We start from the raw sequence: 16,820 nt of genomic DNA on the forward strand, positions 1-16,820 counted from the left end.
TCCGTGTTCAAAGTTGCTTCCACGCGTCTGCTCGTTGCCGCCCTGCTCGCTGCGGCTTCCGTGCTGCACGGCCCGCAGGCCATCGCGGCTGAGGCCTGGACGGTCGCCCAGCTGATGCAGGCCCTGGGCAAGCACCGCAACGGCCAAGCGACGTTCTCGGAGCGGAAGTATCTGGCGGTCCTCGACCAGCCCGTCGAATCGTCGGGCGAATTGCGCTTCCAGGCACCGGACCGGCTGGAGAAGATCACCCTCAAGCCACGCCCCGAATCGCTGGTCCTCGAGGGCAACAACCTGAGCGTGACGCGCGGCAAGAAGCAGTTCAACGTTCGCCTGTCAGACTACGGCGAAGTCGCCGGTTTCATCGACAGCATCCGGGCGACGCTGGCCGGCGACCGCAATACGCTGGAGCGTACCTACGCGCTGCACCTCGCCGGCAACGCCGAACGCTGGACCCTGACCCTGCTGCCGCGCGACACGCGCATGGCTGAGGTTGTCACCCGCATCAACATCGCCGGAACGCGCGGGCTGCTGCGCGAAATCGAAATCCTTCAGGCGGACGGCGACCGCTCCGTGATGGAGATCGTGGCGATGGGGCAGGCGCGGTGACACGCCGTTTCGTGCCGGCCCTGCTGCTATGGCTGGCCTTCGTCGCGGCCTGCATCGCCGTCGTGAGCCAGACGCGTTTCACGGCCGACCTCTCGGCCTTCCTGCCCGAAGCGCCCACTGCAGAGCAGCGCGTGCTTGTCGAGCAGTTGCGCGATGGCATGGTGTCCCGACTGCTGCTGGTCGGCATCGAGGGCGGCGACGCGGCGCAGCGGGCACAACTCTCGCGCGATCTCGCCGGGAAGCTGCGCGCCGATGCGGCCTTCGGCATGGTCGCGAACGGCGAACCCGTCCATCGCGAGCGCGACCACGCCCTGTTGTTCACCCACCGCTATGTCCTGAGCCCGGCCGTGAGCGCGGAACGCTTCACGACAACGGGCCTGCGGCAAGCCATCGCGGAGTCGATCGATCTCCTCGCCTCCCCCCTCGGCATGCTCACGAAGACACTGCTGCCGCGCGACCCCACCGGCGAGTTGCTGCAATTGCTGGAACGACTCGACGGCGGGGCGCGCCCTGCAATGCAGGAGGGCGTATGGGCGTCGCGGGACGGCAGGCGCGCCTTGCTGCTCGCCCAGACGCGCGCCTCGGGTTCGGACCTTGACGGCCAGCAGGCGGCCATCGCCTCCCTGCGTAACGCGTTTGCGGGCGAGGCGTCGAAGCTGCCTTCCGGAGCGGATTTGAAGCTGCTGGTTTCGGGCGCCGCCGTGTTCGCGGTCGACTCGCGCGCCACCATCGAGAGCGAAGTGACGCGGCTCGCGCTGCTCTCGACCGCGATCATCGCTGCGCTCCTGCTGTTCATCTACCGTTCGCCGACGGCCCTCGTGCTCGGCCTTCTGCCGGTCGTATCCGGGGCGCTGGCCGGCATCGTGGCGGTCAGCCTCGGGTTCGGCGTCATGCATGGCGTTACCCTCGGCTTCGGCACCACCCTGATCGGAGAGGCGGTCGATTACGCGATCTACCTCTTCGTCCAGTCCGGCCCCGCGAGGGGGAACGAAGGGCGCAACGCCTTCTGGCCAACGATACGCCTCGGCGTGATGACCTCCATCTGCGGCTTCGGTGCGCTGATGTTCTCGGGGTTTCCGGGGCTGGCACAGCTCGGCCTGTATTCGATCGCGGGCTTGATCGTCGCCGCGCTCGTGACCCGTTACATTCTGCCGCAGCTCCTGCCGGTCGGCTTCGCGATCCGCGACGTGACCCCGCTCGGCCTGCGCCTGCAGTGCGTTGTGGTCGCCGCCGGCAGGCTGCGCTGGATCCTCGCCGGAGTGGCGGCGCTTTCCGGCGCGCTCGTGTTCGCACAGCACGACCGCGTCTGGAACCACGAACTCGGAGCCCTGAGCCCGGTCCCGGCCGAGGCTCAGGCCGTCGACGCCGCATTGCGCAGCGATCTCGGGGCGCCCGACCTCCGTTACATGATTGTCGTGCGCGCGGCCGATGCGGACAGCGCCCTGCAGCGCGCAGAATCGGTGTCCGCACAACTGCAGACGCTTGTGGACGCCGGGGAGATCGGCGGCTACGAGAGTCCGTCGCTGTACCTGCCTTCGCAGACTCGGCAACTCGAGCGCCGGGCTGCGCTGCCCGATCCGCGCGAACTGGGCGAACGACTCGCCACCGCAACCGCGGGCCTGCCCCTGCCGGCCGAGCGACTCGCGCCCTTTATCGACGACATCTCCACCGCGCGCGCGCGCGCGCCGCTGACGCGCGCAGACCTCGACGGAACCAGCTTCGCGATGGCCGTGGATTCGCTGCTCCTGCGGCAGGGCGAGCAGTGGACCGCGCTGCTGCCGCTGCGCGCACCTGCGGCCGGAGCGCCTGCGAAAGAGATCGACCCGGCGGCCGTCCGCCGCGCGCTCGACGGGGCTGCGGATGCCAGCCCCATGTTCATCGACATGAAGGGCGAGTCCGGACGGCTCTACGCGAGCTACCTGCGCGAAGCGATCATGCTGTCGCTCGCGGGGGTGGCCGCAATCGTCGCGCTCCTCGCCGTCGCCCTGCGCTCGCCGCGACGCGTCGTGCGCGTCCTGTTGCCGCTCGCGGCCGCCGTGCTGACGGTCGTCGCCGGCCTCATGCTCTCCGGCGTCGCGCTGACGATCCTGCACCTCGTCGGCCTGCTGCTGATCGTCGCCGTGGGCTCCAACTACGCCCTGTTCTTCGACGGCCCGGGCGGCAGCGGCGGCCCTCCGCCCGCGACCCTGGCGTCGATGCTGTTTGCGAATCTCACGACGGTCGCCGGTTTCGGCGTCCTCGCGTTTTCCTCGGTGCCCGTGCTGCAGGCAATCGGGGGCACGGTCGGTCCCGGCGCCCTCCTCGCCCTGGTCTTCGCGGCTGCCTTCGCCCGCACGTCTTCATGCCCCGTCCCTGGCACCCCGGCGCGCTGATCGGCTTTTCGGCCGCGCTTCACGCCGCCGCGGCGGCAGGCATCGCCCTGCGCCCCGAAGCCTGGCCGTGGGCAGCGGGGGCCGTCGCCGCCAACCACGGCCTGCTCACGGCGGCCGGCCTGCTGCCGCGCTGCGCGCTGCTCGGCACGAACTGGACCCGGCTACCGACGGCCGCGGCTGCGCAGAGCGAGATCGCGCTGACGATCGACGACGGCCCCGATCCGGAGGTTACGCCGCGCGTGCTCGATCTCCTCGATACCCATCGCGCCGGGGCAACCTTCTTCGTCATCGGCCGGCTCGTGCGCGAACATCCGGCGCTCGCCCGCGAGATCGTCGCCCGCGGCCACGCCGTCGAGAACCACAGTGAACACCACCTCAAGACCTTCTCGCTGCACGGCCCGCGCTGGCTCGCCCGCGAGATCGGTGCCGCGCAGGACACCATCGCGGAAGTCTGCGGGCGGACACCGCGCTTCTTCCGTGCCCCGGCAGGCCTGCGCAATCCGTTCCTGGAGCCGGTCCTCGCCCGGCTCGACCTGCAACTCGCGTCATGGACCCGCCGGGCGTATGACACCCGCAACGGCGACGCCGATGCGGTTGCGTCGCGGCTGCTCGGCGGCCGCGACGGGAAGTTGCGCAGCGGCGACATCCTGCTGCTGCACGACGGCAACGCCGCACGCACGGCGCACGGGCGGGCGGTGATCCTCGAAGCTCTCCCAATGGTGCTCGACGGATGTCGGGCTTCAGGCCTGATACCGGTCACCCTCGAGCACGCCATCCCGTAAGCACGGCACCCGCCTGTCGCCCCGGCCAATGGCCGGAGCACCACGGCAGCATGTGAAGGGCATCCCCCGATCATCCCGGATTGCGGGGGATACCCTTTCGCTGCGCTACATTTTTCCGGCCCCCCGAATTCACGAGAATCCGCCCGACGCCAGGCATGTAACAAAGCGTATCCATCCGGATCTGCCTGGTCAGCCTATCGGGGAGTTCAATGAAAACGGGAACACGATTCACGCGGCTTTTCGCAAGTCGCGGCGTCCGCCTCATGGCGGGCCTGCTGCTCATCCATCTCGGCTTCGGCCTCGCGCAGGCGGCGCTACCGCCGGCCAGCGCGGCAAACGCCCCGCTGATCCGCTTTGCCGAGGGCGCGGAATACATCGGCGAGGAGCGTTGCCTCGCGTGCCACACCGCAGAGAACGACAAGTTCTCGCATACCACTCACGCCAAGGCTTTTCGCCTCAATCCGAAGAACGATCTTGAGCGTCGCGGCTGTGAGGCCTGCCACGGGCCCGGTTCGCGCCACGCCAACGAAAACTACATGGACAAGTCGCTCATCGTCAGCTTTACGCGCGAATCGACGAAAGCCGGCGAGCAGCAGAAGGACAAGTCCCTGATCGTCGGCTTCACCCGCGAGGCGGCGAAACCCGGCGAGGCGGCCAACAACAACGGCCCCGACCAAGGCAACGCGGTATGTCTGCAGTGCCACGACGGCAACCAGCGCATCTTCTGGCGCTCGTCCACGCACCAGACCAACGGGCTGGCCTGCACGGACTGCCACAACCCGATGGCGAAGTTCTCGGCCACCGGCCTGCAAAAGGCCAACAGCATTTCCGAGACTTGCTACAGCTGTCATCAGCAGCAGCGCATGGAGTTCCGCAAGCGCTCGCACATGCCCCTGCCCGAAGGGAAGATGTCCTGCGTCGATTGCCACAACCCGCATGGCTCGCCGACGAAGCCCCTGCTCAAGGCGGATACGGTGAACCAGCTCTGCTACAGCTGCCACCAGGAGAAGCGCGGCCCCTTCGTCTGGGAACACGCCCCGGTACGCGAAAGCTGCCTCAACTGCCACAGCCCGCACGGCTCGAATCAGGAAAAGCTGCTGACGACCCCACGCCCCTTCCTGTGCCAGCAGTGCCACACGCACACCACGCACCAGAACAACCTCCTCACGCAGGCCAACACTGCCAGCGGCACGCTGCCCGACGAACGCGTGATCGGTCGCGGCTGCTCGACGTGCCATGCGCAGATCCATGGCTCGAACCACCCGGCTGGCGCACGGATGCATCGCTAACGAGACTGAGGAACAACGATCATGAAAAACAAGGAATTCGTTCTGCTCCCGATCGTCGCGATGCTCGCGATGATGGGTACCGGTCCCGCCCGCGCCGACTCCGCAGCCGGCGTCGACACCGTGCTCGGCAACGCGGCTGCCCCCGGTGGCGGCGACACCACGCGCTACACGGACCCGCAAGGGTTCTCCGCCGTGATGGGCGGCAAGGGCCCATCGCATACGCCGAGCGCGCAGCTCTACCAATACCCGCCGGTGTCACCCGCCTACATCGAAGGCAGCGGCGGCTGGCAGTACTCGGGCAACATCGAAGCCGGCTACACCGGAGGCAAGGCCGACTCGAAGGCCGGCGGCTTCCGCGAATACGCGGACTGGAAGAACGGAGCGCTGCTCAACAGCTTCAACGTCAGCGCAGAGAAGCCGGACGCTGCGCTCTATCTGCGACTGCGGGGCGGCGGCGTCGACCGGAAGGACCAGTATTACGGCTTCGAGGCCGGACGATACAACGGCATCAAGTTCTCGCTGTTTCTCAATGACACGCCACATGTCTTCTCGACCAATGCCAGACCGCTGTGGAACGGTGTCGGCACCGATAACCTGACCCTGCCCGCCGGCCTTGCTGCAGGCACCCACACGCAATCCGACCCGGCCAGTTACGCTGCACTGCAAGCGGCAGTGGCGAATGCCCGCGAAACGACGTTGAGCGTCGACCGGCAGAAGATCGGCCTGCGCATGGATGCGCCGATCAGCGAGCGGCTCAACGGCTTTTTCAGCTACACCAACGAACGGCGCGAAGGCGAGCGCCCCTTCGGTGGCGGTTTCCTCTTCGACTTCATCCGCCGTTCCGCGGCCAATCCGGTCGGCAGCAACGTCCTGGGGGCAGTAAACGAGACGGTCGAACCAATCGATTACACGACCCACGAGTTCCTCACGGGTCTGCGCTACGTCGGCGAGAAGGACCGCCTGAACCTCACCCTGTCGAGCTCGCTGTTTCGCAACGACAACAAATCCCTGACTTGGGAAAATCCCTTCTCGATCAACTTCGGCACCGCCGGCACGACAAACTCGACCAGTTGGGAAAAGGGCCGTTTCGCCCTCAGCCCGGATAACGAGGCCTACAACATCAAGGCCGACTACGCCCGCATGCTGCCGCTGAACGGACAGTTCAGCGCGACCGTCGCCTTCGGCAGCATGCGCCAGAACGACGATCTGCTTCCGCCGACCATCAACGACGGCGTCAACGCCGCCGGCGTGGCGACGACTTACGCCAGCGCAATCGCCGGCTACGACACGACAGGCGTGCTCAGCCGCCTGAAGGCCGACGCGAGGATCGACACCCGCCTCGCCGATCTCGGCCTATCGCTGCAGCCCGCGGACGACCTCACCGTACGCGCCAAACTGCGCTACTACGACGAGGACAACCGCACGCGCTACACCGCCATCGACCCGGCTACCGGCAAGATCGGCTATCCGGCGCTGGATTACGCCCTGCCGGGGGTATTCGGGGCGGGTTTCGGCTTCTACAACGGCACCAACAACATTCACTACATGAGCATTCCGACCAGCTACACGCGCTGGACGGGAGGACTTGGCGCCGACTACCGGCTCGGTCGCCAGAGCCAGCTTGGCGCAACGTGGGAAAGGGAGGAAACCGAGCGCCCGTACCGCGAGGTCAAGAACACCACCGAGGACCGGCTCAAGCTCACTTTCAACACCCGCGCCTTCGAACAGTCGATGCTGCGCGCGTCGTGGGAGATCGGCGACCGTCGCGGTAGCGAATACCGCTACGACATCTACGAACATTTCTACACCAGCTCGCGCGACGACTACACCGGCGCCGTGCCCATCCACACCCTCGCCGAACTGCGCAAGTTCGACATCGCCGATCGCCGCCAGAACATCGTCAACCTGCGCTGGAACTTCATGCTGCGCTCGGACATGGACGCGATGCTGTCCTTGCAGCACAAGCGGAGCGACTACCTGGACGCCGACTACGGCCGTACCGGCGACGAGAAACTCAGCACCGTGAATGCAGAATGGAACTACACGCCCGCACCGGGCAGCAGTTTCTTCACGTGGTACTCGTTCCAGACCGGCGAGATGAGCCAGCGCAACATCAACCAGGGAGTGAGTGGCACACGCGCCAGCTCCCATGCCGGCGCAGACAACATGTATCCGCTGGCCGGCGCGTGGAGCGCCAGCACCGACGACCTGAACCATGCGCTCGGTGCCGGCTTCGCGCACAACTTCGGCTGGGCCCGCCTGGAAAGCCGCTACAGCTACATGTGGTCGTCGAGCAAGCAGAAGTACGGCTACGGCAATGCACAGGCGGCGACGGTGGGCAGCGGCACCAACGAGACTCAGACCGCGGCGGTCGCGGGCGACGAGTTTGCCGACATGAAGTACCGCCTGCAGGTGCTCGAAACGAGCATCGTGCATGACCTGGACAAGAACAATTCGGTGCGACTGTTCCATCGCTGGGAGAAGCGCAACGTCGAGGATTGGCACTACACCGGCCTCGACGGCAACCAGCTGATCGGCCAGAAGCTGTACCTCGGCGCCACACCGGAGGACTACAACGTCAACGTGCTGGGCGTGTTCTGGCAGTACCGGATGTAGGTACCGGAGTTCGACGTACAGAGTGCCAGGCCCCGGCGTGTCGGGGCCTGGCGCATGAGTCCCGGTTTTTGCTTACATCACCGGATCAAAGGCCGGAAACTCGTCTTCGAACACTGCCACCAGAAAATCCAGCAAGGCCCGGATGCGCGCCGAATTGCGGCCCGCCGGGAGGAACACCGCGTGGGCCAGCGTGGGGATCGTCTCGTACTCGGGCAGGACACGCACGAGGCGGCCGGCACGCAGGTCTTCACCGACGATGAACGTCGGCTCGCAGATGATGCCCCGCCCCGCGAGCGCGGCGATGCGGTTCATGTCGCCGTTGTTGGAGCGGAACGTACCATGCACCGGCACGACGAACTCCTGCTCACCCCTGCGCAGCGTCCACCCGTTGCCGGACGTGAGATTCGTGTACAAGAGACAGCTGTGGCGCACCAGGTCGTCGGGCTTCTCCGGGACTCCTGCGCGCTCCAGATATTCCGGACTGGCGCACAGGGCAGTGCGGATTACCGCGAGGCGCCGCGCGACGTACATCCCCGAAACACTGCGCGTGATGCGGACCGCCAGATCGACACCCTCCTGGGCAAGATCGACGATCCGGTCGGAAAAGCGGACCTCCGTCTTGAGCGCTGGGTGGGATTCTACGAATCGGGAGAAATGCCGCGCGAGGAAGACGTTGCTGAACGAGTACGGTACGCTGATGCGCAGGCAGCCGCTGAGTGAGGCATTGTCCGCGGATACCGCGAGTTCCGTCGCTGCGATCTCGTCCAGATGCATGCAGCAGCGCTCGTAATACATCGTACCGGGCTCGGTCAGGCTGATCTTGCGCGTGCTGCGGTGAAGCAGCGAGACACCGAGCGCCTGCTCGAGGTCCGCGACGTGGCGCGACGCGGTGGTAGTCGAAATGCCGAGCTTGGCCGACGCGCGAGCGAACGAGCCGCAATCGATGACCGTGCGGAAGACGTTCATCGCGATCAGTTTGTCCATGATTCAGTCCGTATGCATTTCCAATCGGGTCGCCGCAGTCTAGTTTGGTGCCACGAACCGAACTAGCGCGCATCGGACGAAATACTGTTTCGCTAACCGAAACAATCGCGAGCCGATACGCTGCACGTGCAATCACGACCCGAACGCAGAGCAAGCACAGCCGACATCCCGCACTTTGCTAAAATAGCCCTCCTTCGTGCAATTGCGAGTCAAAGTGCATCCGCTGCTGATTTCCGCCTACACCGCGTCGTCCTGCCTCGGGCGCGGGCTGGAGCCGCTACTCGAAGCGCTGCTCGCCGGCCGGTCCGGGCTCAAGCCCTGCGCTTTCGAGACCGTCGCGCTGCAAACATGGATCGGCGAAGTAGAAGGCGCCGACGACGAACGACTCCCCGCGGCGCTGGCACGTTTCGACTGTCGCAACAACCGGCTTGCGCAACTCGGCCTGGTGCAGGACGGCTTCGCCGACGCGGTTCGCGCGGCGATGTCACGCTATGGAGCCCATCGCATCGGCGTGTTCCTCGGCACGAGCACCTCCGGCATCCTCGAGACCGAACTCGCCTACCGCCGGCGCACACCGGATACCGGAGCGCTTCCGGCCGACTTCAACTACGCCGGCACGCACAACACCTTCTCGCTGGCCGACTTCGTGCAGCACTGGTTCGGACTGACGGGGCCCGCCGTGGTCGTCTCGTCGGCCTGCTCGTCCAGCGCCAAGGTGTTCGCCTCCGCCGCACGCATGATCGCGAGCGGTCTGATCGACGCGGCCCTCGTTGGTGGCGTCGACTCGCTGTGCCTCACGACGCTGTATGGCTTCAATTCGCTGGAGCTCACGTCGTCGCAGGCCTGCCGTCCCTTCGATCGCGCCCGCGACGGCATCTCGATCGGCGAAGGGGCCGCCTTCGCTCTGGTAGAGCGGACGCCGGATTCACTTCCGCCGGACGCGATCCTCTTGCTCGGCTACGGCGAATCGAGCGACGCCTACCACATGTCCTCGCCGCACCCGGAGGGTCGCGGCGCCCGTCAGGCGATGGACGCCGCGCTGGCGCGCGCCGGCCTGGCGCCGCGCGACATCGACTACATCAACCTCCACGGCACGGCGACGCCGAGCAACGACGACGCCGAAGGCAAGGCCGTGACAGGGCTCTTCGGCGACGCGACGCCCTGCAGCTCTACGAAGGGCGCAACCGGTCACACCCTCGGCGCCGCCGGGGGCGTCGAGGCCGTGATCGCCGCGCTCGCGATCCGCGACGGCTTCATTCCGGCAGGAGCCGGCACCTCCGATCCCGAAGCGGGGCTCGATTATGTACTCGCCACGCGTCACCAGACGGTGCGACGCGTTCTCAGCAACTCCTTCGGATTCGGCGGCACGAATTGCAGCCTGATCCTCGGCTGCCCAGCATGAGTCCGACCATGACGAACCCGCCCGCGGCCTGGATCCGCAGCATCGGCCTGATCGGGCCCGGCATGTCCGACTGGCCGGCCTGCGCCGCGATCCTCCTCGGCAAGGCTGCGTGGAACCCGGAAAAGACCGTTCTCAACGCCCCCGATCAGCTGCCGCCGGCCGAACGCCGTCGTGCGGTGCGGGTGGTGAAGCTCGCCCTGGGTATCGGCTTGCAGGCGACGACTGCAGTCGGCGTGGATCCGTCCGGGTTCGCGACCGTCTTCTCGTCCTCCGGCGGCGACGGCGTCAATTGCCACCAGATCTGCGAAACCCTCGGATCGGACGACCGCCAGATCTCGCCGACGCGTTTTCACAACTCGGTGCATAACGCCGCCGCCGGTTACTGGGGCATCGCCACCGGCGCGACCGCCGCCTCGGCGGTGCTGTGCGCTTACGACGCCAGCTTCGGCGCGGGCCTCCTCGAAGCGCTCGCGCAGGTCCAGGTCGAGCGCGCGCCCTGCCTGCTGCTCGCCTACGACGCCGACTACCCAGAACCACTGCGGGCGGCGCGCCCGATTCCCGACGCCTTCGGCGTCGCACTGCTGCTGACGCCCGAGCGGGAAGCGGAAAGCTGCGGACGCCTCGCTGCAAGCCTGACCGACGCCCCCGCCGACACCCTCGCGGATTCCGCGCTCGACGCCCTGCGCTGCGCTATCCCCGCCGCGCGCAGCCTGCCCCTGCTGACCGCGATCGCCGAGCGCCGCGCGGGCCGCATCGTCCTCGACTATCTCGACCACGCCCGCCTCGCGGTCGATTACGCGGAATGAGCGCAGCATGACCATGCAGCCCGCCACGCTCGACCGCGATGCCATCGCCGCACGCATCCCGCACCAGGGCAACATGTGCCTGCTCTCCGGCGTCGACGCGTGGGACGCCGACGCGATCCGCTGCCGCGCGACGAGCCACCGCGACGCCGACAACCCGCTGCGCGACGATAGCGGCCTGCCGGCGACGAGCGCCATCGAGTACGCCGCACAGGCGATGGCCGTGCACGGCGCCCTGCTCGCAACGCCGGGCGAGCCCCCGCGCGCGGGTTTCCTCGCGAGCGTGCGCAGCGTCGAGATTGCGGTCGAACGGCTCGACACCGTCGCCGCCGATCTCGACATCCGTGCCGAACGCATCACCGGCAACGACAACCAGATCCTCTATTCCTTCACCGTCGCCGCGGACGGGCGAGTGCTCGTTTCCGGCCGCGCCGCGGTGATCCTCGATGCGGGCGCCCTCGGCGCCGGCCTCAGCGGGAGCCAATCTTGAAGCGCGCACTCGTCACCGGCGGAAGCGGCGGCATCGGCGCGGCAATCTGCCGCCGCCTTGCCCGCGACGGCCATCATGTGTTCATCCACGCCAACCGCAACGCCGACAAGGCCGAAGCGCTTGCCGCCGAAATCCGCAGCGCGGGCGGCAGCGCCGAGGCGATCGCATTCGACGTCACCGACGCCGCGGCCACCGCGGCCGCGCTCGAGGCGATCGGCGCCGACGCTCCGCTGCAAGTCCTCGTGAACAATGCCGGCATCCACGACGACGCAGTGTTCCCCGGCATGCGCGCCGACCAGTGGCAGCGCGTCATCGACGTGTCGCTGAACGGCTTCTTCAACGTCACCCAGCCGCTCACGATGCCGATGATCCGCACCCGCTGGGGGCGCATCATCACGATATCGTCGGTGGCGGCGATCACCGGCAACCGTGGCCAAACGAACTATGCGGCGGCGAAGGGCGCCCTGCACTCGGCAAGCAAGTCGCTCGCGCAGGAACTCGCGAGCCGGGGCGTCACGGTGAATGTCGTCGCCCCCGGCATCATCGACACCGCGATGAGCGAGGACGCCTTCGACGCGGAGGCGATCGCCCGCATCGTGCCGATGAAACGCGCCGGAAAGCCCGAAGAGGTCGCCGACCTGGTGGGCTTCCTTGCATCACCCCAGGCGGCCTACATCACCGGCCAGGTAATCTCGATCAATGGCGGGATGATCTGAGGCGTCGCCCCAGCAGCATCGGCAGACGCACGAGAAAGCCGCAGAACAGCCGCGTGTGCATCCACGTCAGCAGCAGGTTGTCGCGCGCGTAGTTGAAGTGCGACACCCCCCCTTCGTCGACGCGGAAGTACTTCACCGGCGCCGGCAGGTTCACGGGGCGCACGCCGAGCCAGGCCATGCGCACCACGGCCTCGGGATCGAAATCGAAGCGGCGCATCCAGCGGTGGCCATGCATCACCTTGGCGAGCGGAGCGATCGGGTAGACGCGGAAGCCGAACAGCGAATCGCCGATCCCCATCCACAGCGTCTCGAGGTTCGCCCACCAGTTCGACAACTTGCGCCCGCGTACACGCAGCGCCGGGGCGCTGGCGTCGAAGACCGGCAAGCCCAGCACCATCGTCTCCGGTTGCGCGGCAGACGCCGCCATGAAGTCCGGAATCAGTTCCGCAGGATGCTGGCCGTCAGAGTCCATCGTCAGCACGTGCGTGAAACCCTGCTTCGCCGCCTGCTCGATGCCGTGCAGCACCGCCGCCCCCTTGCCCGAGTTCTGCGGCAGCACGATCACGCGCAGCCCCGGGTCCTCCTCCGCCATGCGGCGCAGCCCGTCGGTGGACCCGTCCGTGCTGCCGTCGACGACGACCCAGACGGGCATCCACTCGTGGCGCGCGGCGCGCACCGTCTCGAACACCTTCGGCCCCGGGTTGTAGCTCGGGATCAGCACCAGGTGCGTGGCAGTGGGAGCCTCTACCGGACTGGGCAGCGGCGCGGATTTCGGACGGGTGACCGGGTGGGACGTCATGGCAGCATGAGAGATTGGGTTCAGATCGTAGACGACATTGTGCCACCGTCCCTTTCCGGCGGTTGCGGTAGAACGGCATCGTCGAGTTCGGCAACGAAATAGCGCTCGAGTTCAGCCATGAAAGGCTGCACGCTGGCAGGCGGATCGAAGCGCCGTCCGAGGCGCACGCGATACACGACCGGCATTTCCGGCTTGCGGAACAGGGGCCAGCCCTTGCACAGGTAGGGCGAATCCGTCTCGATGAAAATCGTCTGCACCGGCACCCTGGCGCGCCGCGAAATCAGTCCGATGCTGCTCATCAGCGGATTGACTGGCATGCGTGTCGTGCGCGTGCCCTCCGGAAATATGAGCAGGAAGCTGCCCGCAGAGAGGTCGCCGGTCGCGCTGCCCACCATGCGCACTGGCGAATCGTTGCGGATGTAGCGGGCGATCCGTGCGCCGGCTCCGAGGAAGAGGTTGTCCATGAGGCCCGCCTTCATGATGCAGGCGACGTCTGGCAGGCGCGAGATCACCATCACCGCGTCCAGCAGGCTCGGGTGGTTTGGCGCGAGGATCAGCGGTCCCTGCCCGCGCAGCTTGTCCAGCGCGGATAGGTCGAAACGGCACGCGCCGATGAGGACCAGGAAACGGATGTAGCCCTTGAAGCCCCGGTTGATGACGAAGCGCCCCAGCCGCCGTCCGACACGTGCCGGCAGCACCGGATACAGCAACATCGCGAGCGGCGTCCACAGCAGGCAGATCGTGCCGAGGTAGCCCAGCCCGAGGTAGAGCAACACGTATTCGTGCAGACGCCGCAGCAGGCCCGGCAGCGTCGGCCCGCCCCGCATCGGCCCACCTCTACTCATCGGCGTCGACCCGACGCGTGGATTCGCCCAGGACCCAGGTCACCGCGAAGCCCGCGGCGACATAATCCTTGCGCTTCACCAGCGGGCTGTCCTCGAACACCGCGCCGGCGAGGCTGTCGTAGCGCACGAAACCGCCGATCCACCAGCCCGGATAGCGCTTCCACAGCGCCGCCAGCACCTGCGTTCCGCCGTAGCCGCCGCGGGCGTCGTAGGCAGGGCGCAGCGGCGTCGCCTCGTTCGCCTCGACCGTGTAGAAATAGCGGTGCTGCCGCCGGTCGCCATACACCGGCCCCGCGACGAGGCCGAGCGTCCAGCCGTTCAGCCCGGCGGGATCGCGCCAGTCGAGGTTGAGCTGCGGCGTGAACTGCCAGCCTGTCGACTCGGGGCTGCCTTCCACCGTGAAGCCCGCACGCAGCGGCAGCCGCGTACGCAGTCGCAAGCGCTCGTCCGCCGAACGCCACAGCTGCACATCGAGCGATGGGCCGATCTCGACCGTCGGCTTCAAGTCGGGCATGCCCTCGCGCGCCTTCACGCGATCGCTGCTGACCGGCGGAGAAGCACCGAGACTGAGGTTCAGCTCGACGCGGTCGCTGTCGAAGAAGGTGCCACGAATCCCCTGCCGGTCCGCCTTCAGGAACTCGCCGCGATAAACGACATAAGGCACCGGGAGCACGAACAGTCGGTCCTCATCCGATCCGCGGTATGCGGGAAACTGCAGCACGGTGAGGCCCGCACCGAGTTCCCACAGCGGTTTCTCCGCGGCCGGTGCGGCGGCCGGAACAAACGCGGGCGCCAGCAGCACGGCAAGCACTCCGCGCCGCAGCAACCCGCTCTCCGCCCCTGCATCCGCCGCCCTCATCGGCCATCCTCCATCGCGTGCCCGCCCGAGGCCTCGATCTCCACCAGCAAGTCGTTGCGGCACACGTCGGCCTGCACGTACACGACCGGCACCGCATCGCCGACGTGCGCGCGGAAGCACGCCCGCACGGCGTCGAGATCGCCCGGATTGCGCACATAGACCTTGTAGGCAAGTTCCCTCGGATCGAGTCCGCCACCCGCCGGCGCGGTTCGCCGCGCCTCGGCAAGCACCGCCGCAATGTTGCGGAAGGACTCCGCCGTCTGCGCAACGACGTCGCCCGGATGCAAGGTCTCGTGTCCGACGATGCTCGCCGTGCCCGACACGAACAGCACCGGTGGCGTCTGCGACAGCGCCAGGCTTGCGCGTGCGAAGGTCGGACTGCGCGGGCCGTACTGCTCGGGGTAATGATACGCGCAGACCTGGCGCGGATTCTCGATGGCCAGCGGCGCTTCGCGCAGTGCGATGAAATACAGCGTAAACGGACCGTGCGCCGAACCGAGTGCACATGCAGCCGGCACCCGGCCGGTCGTACTGCGACCGCCGGCGCCGAACGCCTCCTGGCGCCCGGCGTTGAACTGCCAGTAGCGCTCGCTGCCGTCCGCCACGGCGTTGATTGCGGGGAAGTAGTTCCAGGCGCGGAAGAGCGCCGGATATCCGGCCTCGTCAAGCAGCGCGAACACCTCTTGGTACGCGGCCCCGGTGGCCCTCTGCAGTGCCGAAACGCCATCCATTCCTGCGGGCATGGCGTGCTCGTCGAGTTCGATGGCACCGAACAGCATTGTCTCCGTGCAGCGATAACGGACCCGTCCGTGCACGCCCGTCGTCACCGGCCGGCCTGCGCGCCAGACCTCGCACACGGCCTTCGGGCCCTCGAGCACGGGCGTCGCCACGCGGGCGAGCGGAACGCCGGACGGCACGAAGCCCGCTTCCCCGTCACCGAGGATCGCGACACCGAGCACCTCATCCCACCACTGCTCCGGACACTCCCGGACAGACGTCGTCGGCATGTATGCCAGCGACAAACCGCGAACCAGACTCATCAGCACATCAAGCTTTCCTGCACCCGGGCAAACGATTCCCGGAACGAACGACGGCAGTCGGAAGCCCCGTGCGAAGCGGTGCTCGCGCTGCCCGCGGGACAGGAGAGGATCGCAACCTGCGAAGAAGATCTTCCTGCACGGGGAGGACGGAGATTCCGGGGCATCCCGGAAACCTTGCAATTCTGCATATTTGCATTACAAAACATGCAGTTACAAAGTCATCGAGAGATGACAAGGGGCGAATCTTCACACACCGTCGGACAAGTTGCAAGGCGCCCCCGGAGCGCCTCGCCGCCCCCTTTCGCCACGCTCACAGCCCCGCACCGACCGCGTCTGCCCCGGCGGCGCCGAAGGCTGCACGGGCCCCCCGCCGCTGGACAGCGCGGCCGTCGTCTGAACGCTCAGAACCGCTCCACCCACGGACGCAGATCCAGCTCCTGCGTCCAGGCGCTGCGCGGCTGCCGGTACAGCTGGTAATAAGCCTCGGCGATCGCGTCCGGGTCGAGCAGCGCGTCGCCGTCGTGCGCGTCGGTATGCTCGACGACGCTCGATGGCCGGATCCGGCCGTCAATCAACACGTGCGCCACGTGGATGCCCTTGGGCTGCAGTTCGCGTGCCATGCTTTGCGCCAACGCACGCAGGCCGAACTTGCCGACCGCGAGGTTGTGGAACCCGGCGCTCCCGCGCAGGCTGGCGGTGGCTCCGGTGAACAGGATGGTCCCGCCGGGTCCGCCCTGTCCGACGCGCTCCAGCATCGCCCGCGCCGCCTCGCGCCCGACGAGGAATCCGCCCAGGCAGCCTACGCGCCAGCAGCGTTCGAACTCTTCCGCGCTGGTCTCCACGATGCCGCGCGCGACGAAAGCGCCCGCGTTGTACACCACGACATCCGGGCATGCGTAGTCGCTGCGTACCGCCCGGAACAGCGCCTGGACATCCTCTTCGCGCCCGGCATCGCAGCGGTAGGCATGGGCGCCGCGACCGATACCGGCGCATTCCACGCTGAGGTTCTCCAGCCGCTCGAGGTTGCGCGCTGCGAGCGCGACATTCATCTCTGCAGCGCCGAAACGGCGCGCGAGCGAGCGGCCGAGCCCCGGCCCGGCGCCGACGATCAGTGCAAGTTTTCGCTGTTCCATCGCTGTCTCCTCGAACCGGCGTCCGTCCGCCACGAATGGACACGCCATCGGTGACTTCACTTTAGATCACGCACGGCGCTCATG

15 protein-coding genes are annotated in these 16,820 nt (G+C 67.4%); 9 read left to right on the forward strand and 6 right to left on the reverse strand.

The genetic code is table 11. From position 1 onward, the window contains the following. Positions 1 to 3 precede the first annotated feature (3 nt). The 5 genes from AzCIB_RS09405 to AzCIB_RS09425 all read left to right on the forward strand — a co-directional run bounded on the left by AzCIB_RS09405 (position 4) and on the right by AzCIB_RS09425 (position 7,665). Positions 4 to 606 carry an outer membrane lipoprotein carrier protein LolA gene (locus tag AzCIB_RS09405; RefSeq protein WP_050415658.1) on the forward strand — a complete coding sequence of 201 codons (603 nt, stop codon included), beginning with the start codon at positions 4 to 6 and terminating at the stop codon, positions 604 to 606. Further along, on the forward strand, positions 603 to 2,978 hold the full coding sequence (locus AzCIB_RS09410; protein ID WP_050415659.1) for an MMPL family transporter: 2,376 nt from the start codon (positions 603 to 605) through the stop codon (positions 2,976 to 2,978). Before AzCIB_RS09405 ends, AzCIB_RS09410 begins: the two co-directional genes overlap by 4 nt. Beyond that, positions 2,948 to 3,760 (forward strand): polysaccharide deacetylase family protein, encoded by an 813-nt coding sequence (locus tag AzCIB_RS09415; RefSeq protein WP_050415660.1) that lies wholly within the window; start codon positions 2,948 to 2,950, stop codon positions 3,758 to 3,760. Before AzCIB_RS09410 ends, AzCIB_RS09415 begins: the two co-directional genes overlap by 31 nt. Before the next feature lie 263 nt (positions 3,761 to 4,023). Continuing rightward, entirely contained in the window at positions 4,024 to 5,049 is a 1,026-nt protein-coding gene (locus tag AzCIB_RS09420; protein ID WP_232299402.1) for a DmsE family decaheme c-type cytochrome, read from the forward strand. Between the two features lie 21 nt (positions 5,050 to 5,070). Beyond that, complete coding sequence (locus AzCIB_RS09425; protein WP_050415662.1) at positions 5,071 to 7,665, forward strand: MtrB/PioB family decaheme-associated outer membrane protein; 2,595 nt, start codon at positions 5,071 to 5,073, stop codon at positions 7,663 to 7,665. A 72-nt stretch (positions 7,666 to 7,737) separates the two neighbouring features. On the opposite strand, the gene AzCIB_RS09430 is transcribed toward AzCIB_RS09425, so the two are convergent. Beyond that, complete coding sequence (locus tag AzCIB_RS09430) at positions 7,738 to 8,649, reverse strand: LysR family transcriptional regulator (protein WP_050415663.1); 912 nt, start codon at positions 8,647 to 8,649, stop codon at positions 7,738 to 7,740. A gap of 214 nt (positions 8,650 to 8,863) precedes the next feature. Here AzCIB_RS09430 and AzCIB_RS09435 point away from each other — a divergent pair, with 214 nt between their 5' ends. From AzCIB_RS09435 to fabG, 4 genes are read left to right on the forward strand one after another with little or no spacing between them, the layout of a single operon-like run. Further along, complete coding sequence (locus tag AzCIB_RS09435) at positions 8,864 to 10,051, forward strand: beta-ketoacyl-[acyl-carrier-protein] synthase family protein (RefSeq protein WP_050415664.1); 1,188 nt, start codon at positions 8,864 to 8,866, stop codon at positions 10,049 to 10,051. Positions 10,052 to 10,059: 8 nt separating this feature from the next. Further along, entirely contained in the window at positions 10,060 to 10,857 is a 798-nt protein-coding gene (locus AzCIB_RS09440) for a beta-ketoacyl synthase chain length factor (protein WP_050415665.1), read from the forward strand. Positions 10,858 to 10,864: 7 nt separating this feature from the next. Beyond that, the gene (locus AzCIB_RS09445) at positions 10,865 to 11,344 is read left to right on the forward strand and encodes a hotdog family protein (RefSeq protein WP_083446943.1); all 480 of its coding nucleotides are present in this window, start codon (positions 10,865 to 10,867) and stop codon (positions 11,342 to 11,344) included. Then, positions 11,341 to 12,060, forward strand: a complete 720-nt coding sequence (fabG, locus tag AzCIB_RS09450; RefSeq protein ID WP_050415666.1) for a 3-oxoacyl-ACP reductase FabG — start codon at positions 11,341 to 11,343, stop codon at positions 12,058 to 12,060. Before AzCIB_RS09445 ends, fabG begins: the two co-directional genes overlap by 4 nt. Here the strand turns inward: fabG and AzCIB_RS09455 are convergent. The 5 genes from AzCIB_RS09455 to AzCIB_RS09475 all read right to left on the reverse strand — a co-directional run bounded on the left by AzCIB_RS09455 (position 12,041) and on the right by AzCIB_RS09475 (position 16,736). Continuing rightward, positions 12,041 to 12,859, reverse strand: a complete 819-nt coding sequence (locus AzCIB_RS09455) for a glycosyltransferase family 2 protein (RefSeq protein WP_050415667.1) — start codon at positions 12,857 to 12,859, stop codon at positions 12,041 to 12,043. The genes fabG and AzCIB_RS09455 overlap by 20 nt on opposite strands. Before the next feature lie 20 nt (positions 12,860 to 12,879). After that, on the reverse strand, positions 12,880 to 13,704 hold the full coding sequence (locus AzCIB_RS09460) for a lysophospholipid acyltransferase family protein (protein WP_198149654.1): 825 nt from the start codon (positions 13,702 to 13,704) through the stop codon (positions 12,880 to 12,882). Further along, positions 13,697 to 14,563, reverse strand: coding sequence for a MipA/OmpV family protein (locus AzCIB_RS09465; protein ID WP_050415669.1), 867 nt, complete (start codon positions 14,561 to 14,563; stop codon positions 13,697 to 13,699). The genes AzCIB_RS09460 and AzCIB_RS09465 overlap by 8 nt, the downstream gene beginning before the upstream one ends. After that, complete coding sequence (locus AzCIB_RS09470; protein WP_232299403.1) at positions 14,560 to 15,603, reverse strand: chorismate transformation FkbO/Hyg5 family protein; 1,044 nt, start codon at positions 15,601 to 15,603, stop codon at positions 14,560 to 14,562. Before AzCIB_RS09470 ends, AzCIB_RS09465 begins: the two co-directional genes overlap by 4 nt. Before the next feature lie 401 nt (positions 15,604 to 16,004). Continuing rightward, a complete protein-coding gene (locus AzCIB_RS09475; RefSeq protein ID WP_050415670.1) occupies positions 16,005 to 16,736 on the reverse strand; it encodes an SDR family NAD(P)-dependent oxidoreductase in 732 nt (243 codons plus the stop codon). Positions 16,737 to 16,820: the final 84 nt, after the last annotated feature.

Origin of the sequence: Azoarcus sp. CIB, from assembly GCF_001190925.1 — a bacterium.
Taxonomy (GTDB): domain Bacteria; phylum Pseudomonadota; class Gammaproteobacteria; order Burkholderiales; family Rhodocyclaceae; genus Aromatoleum.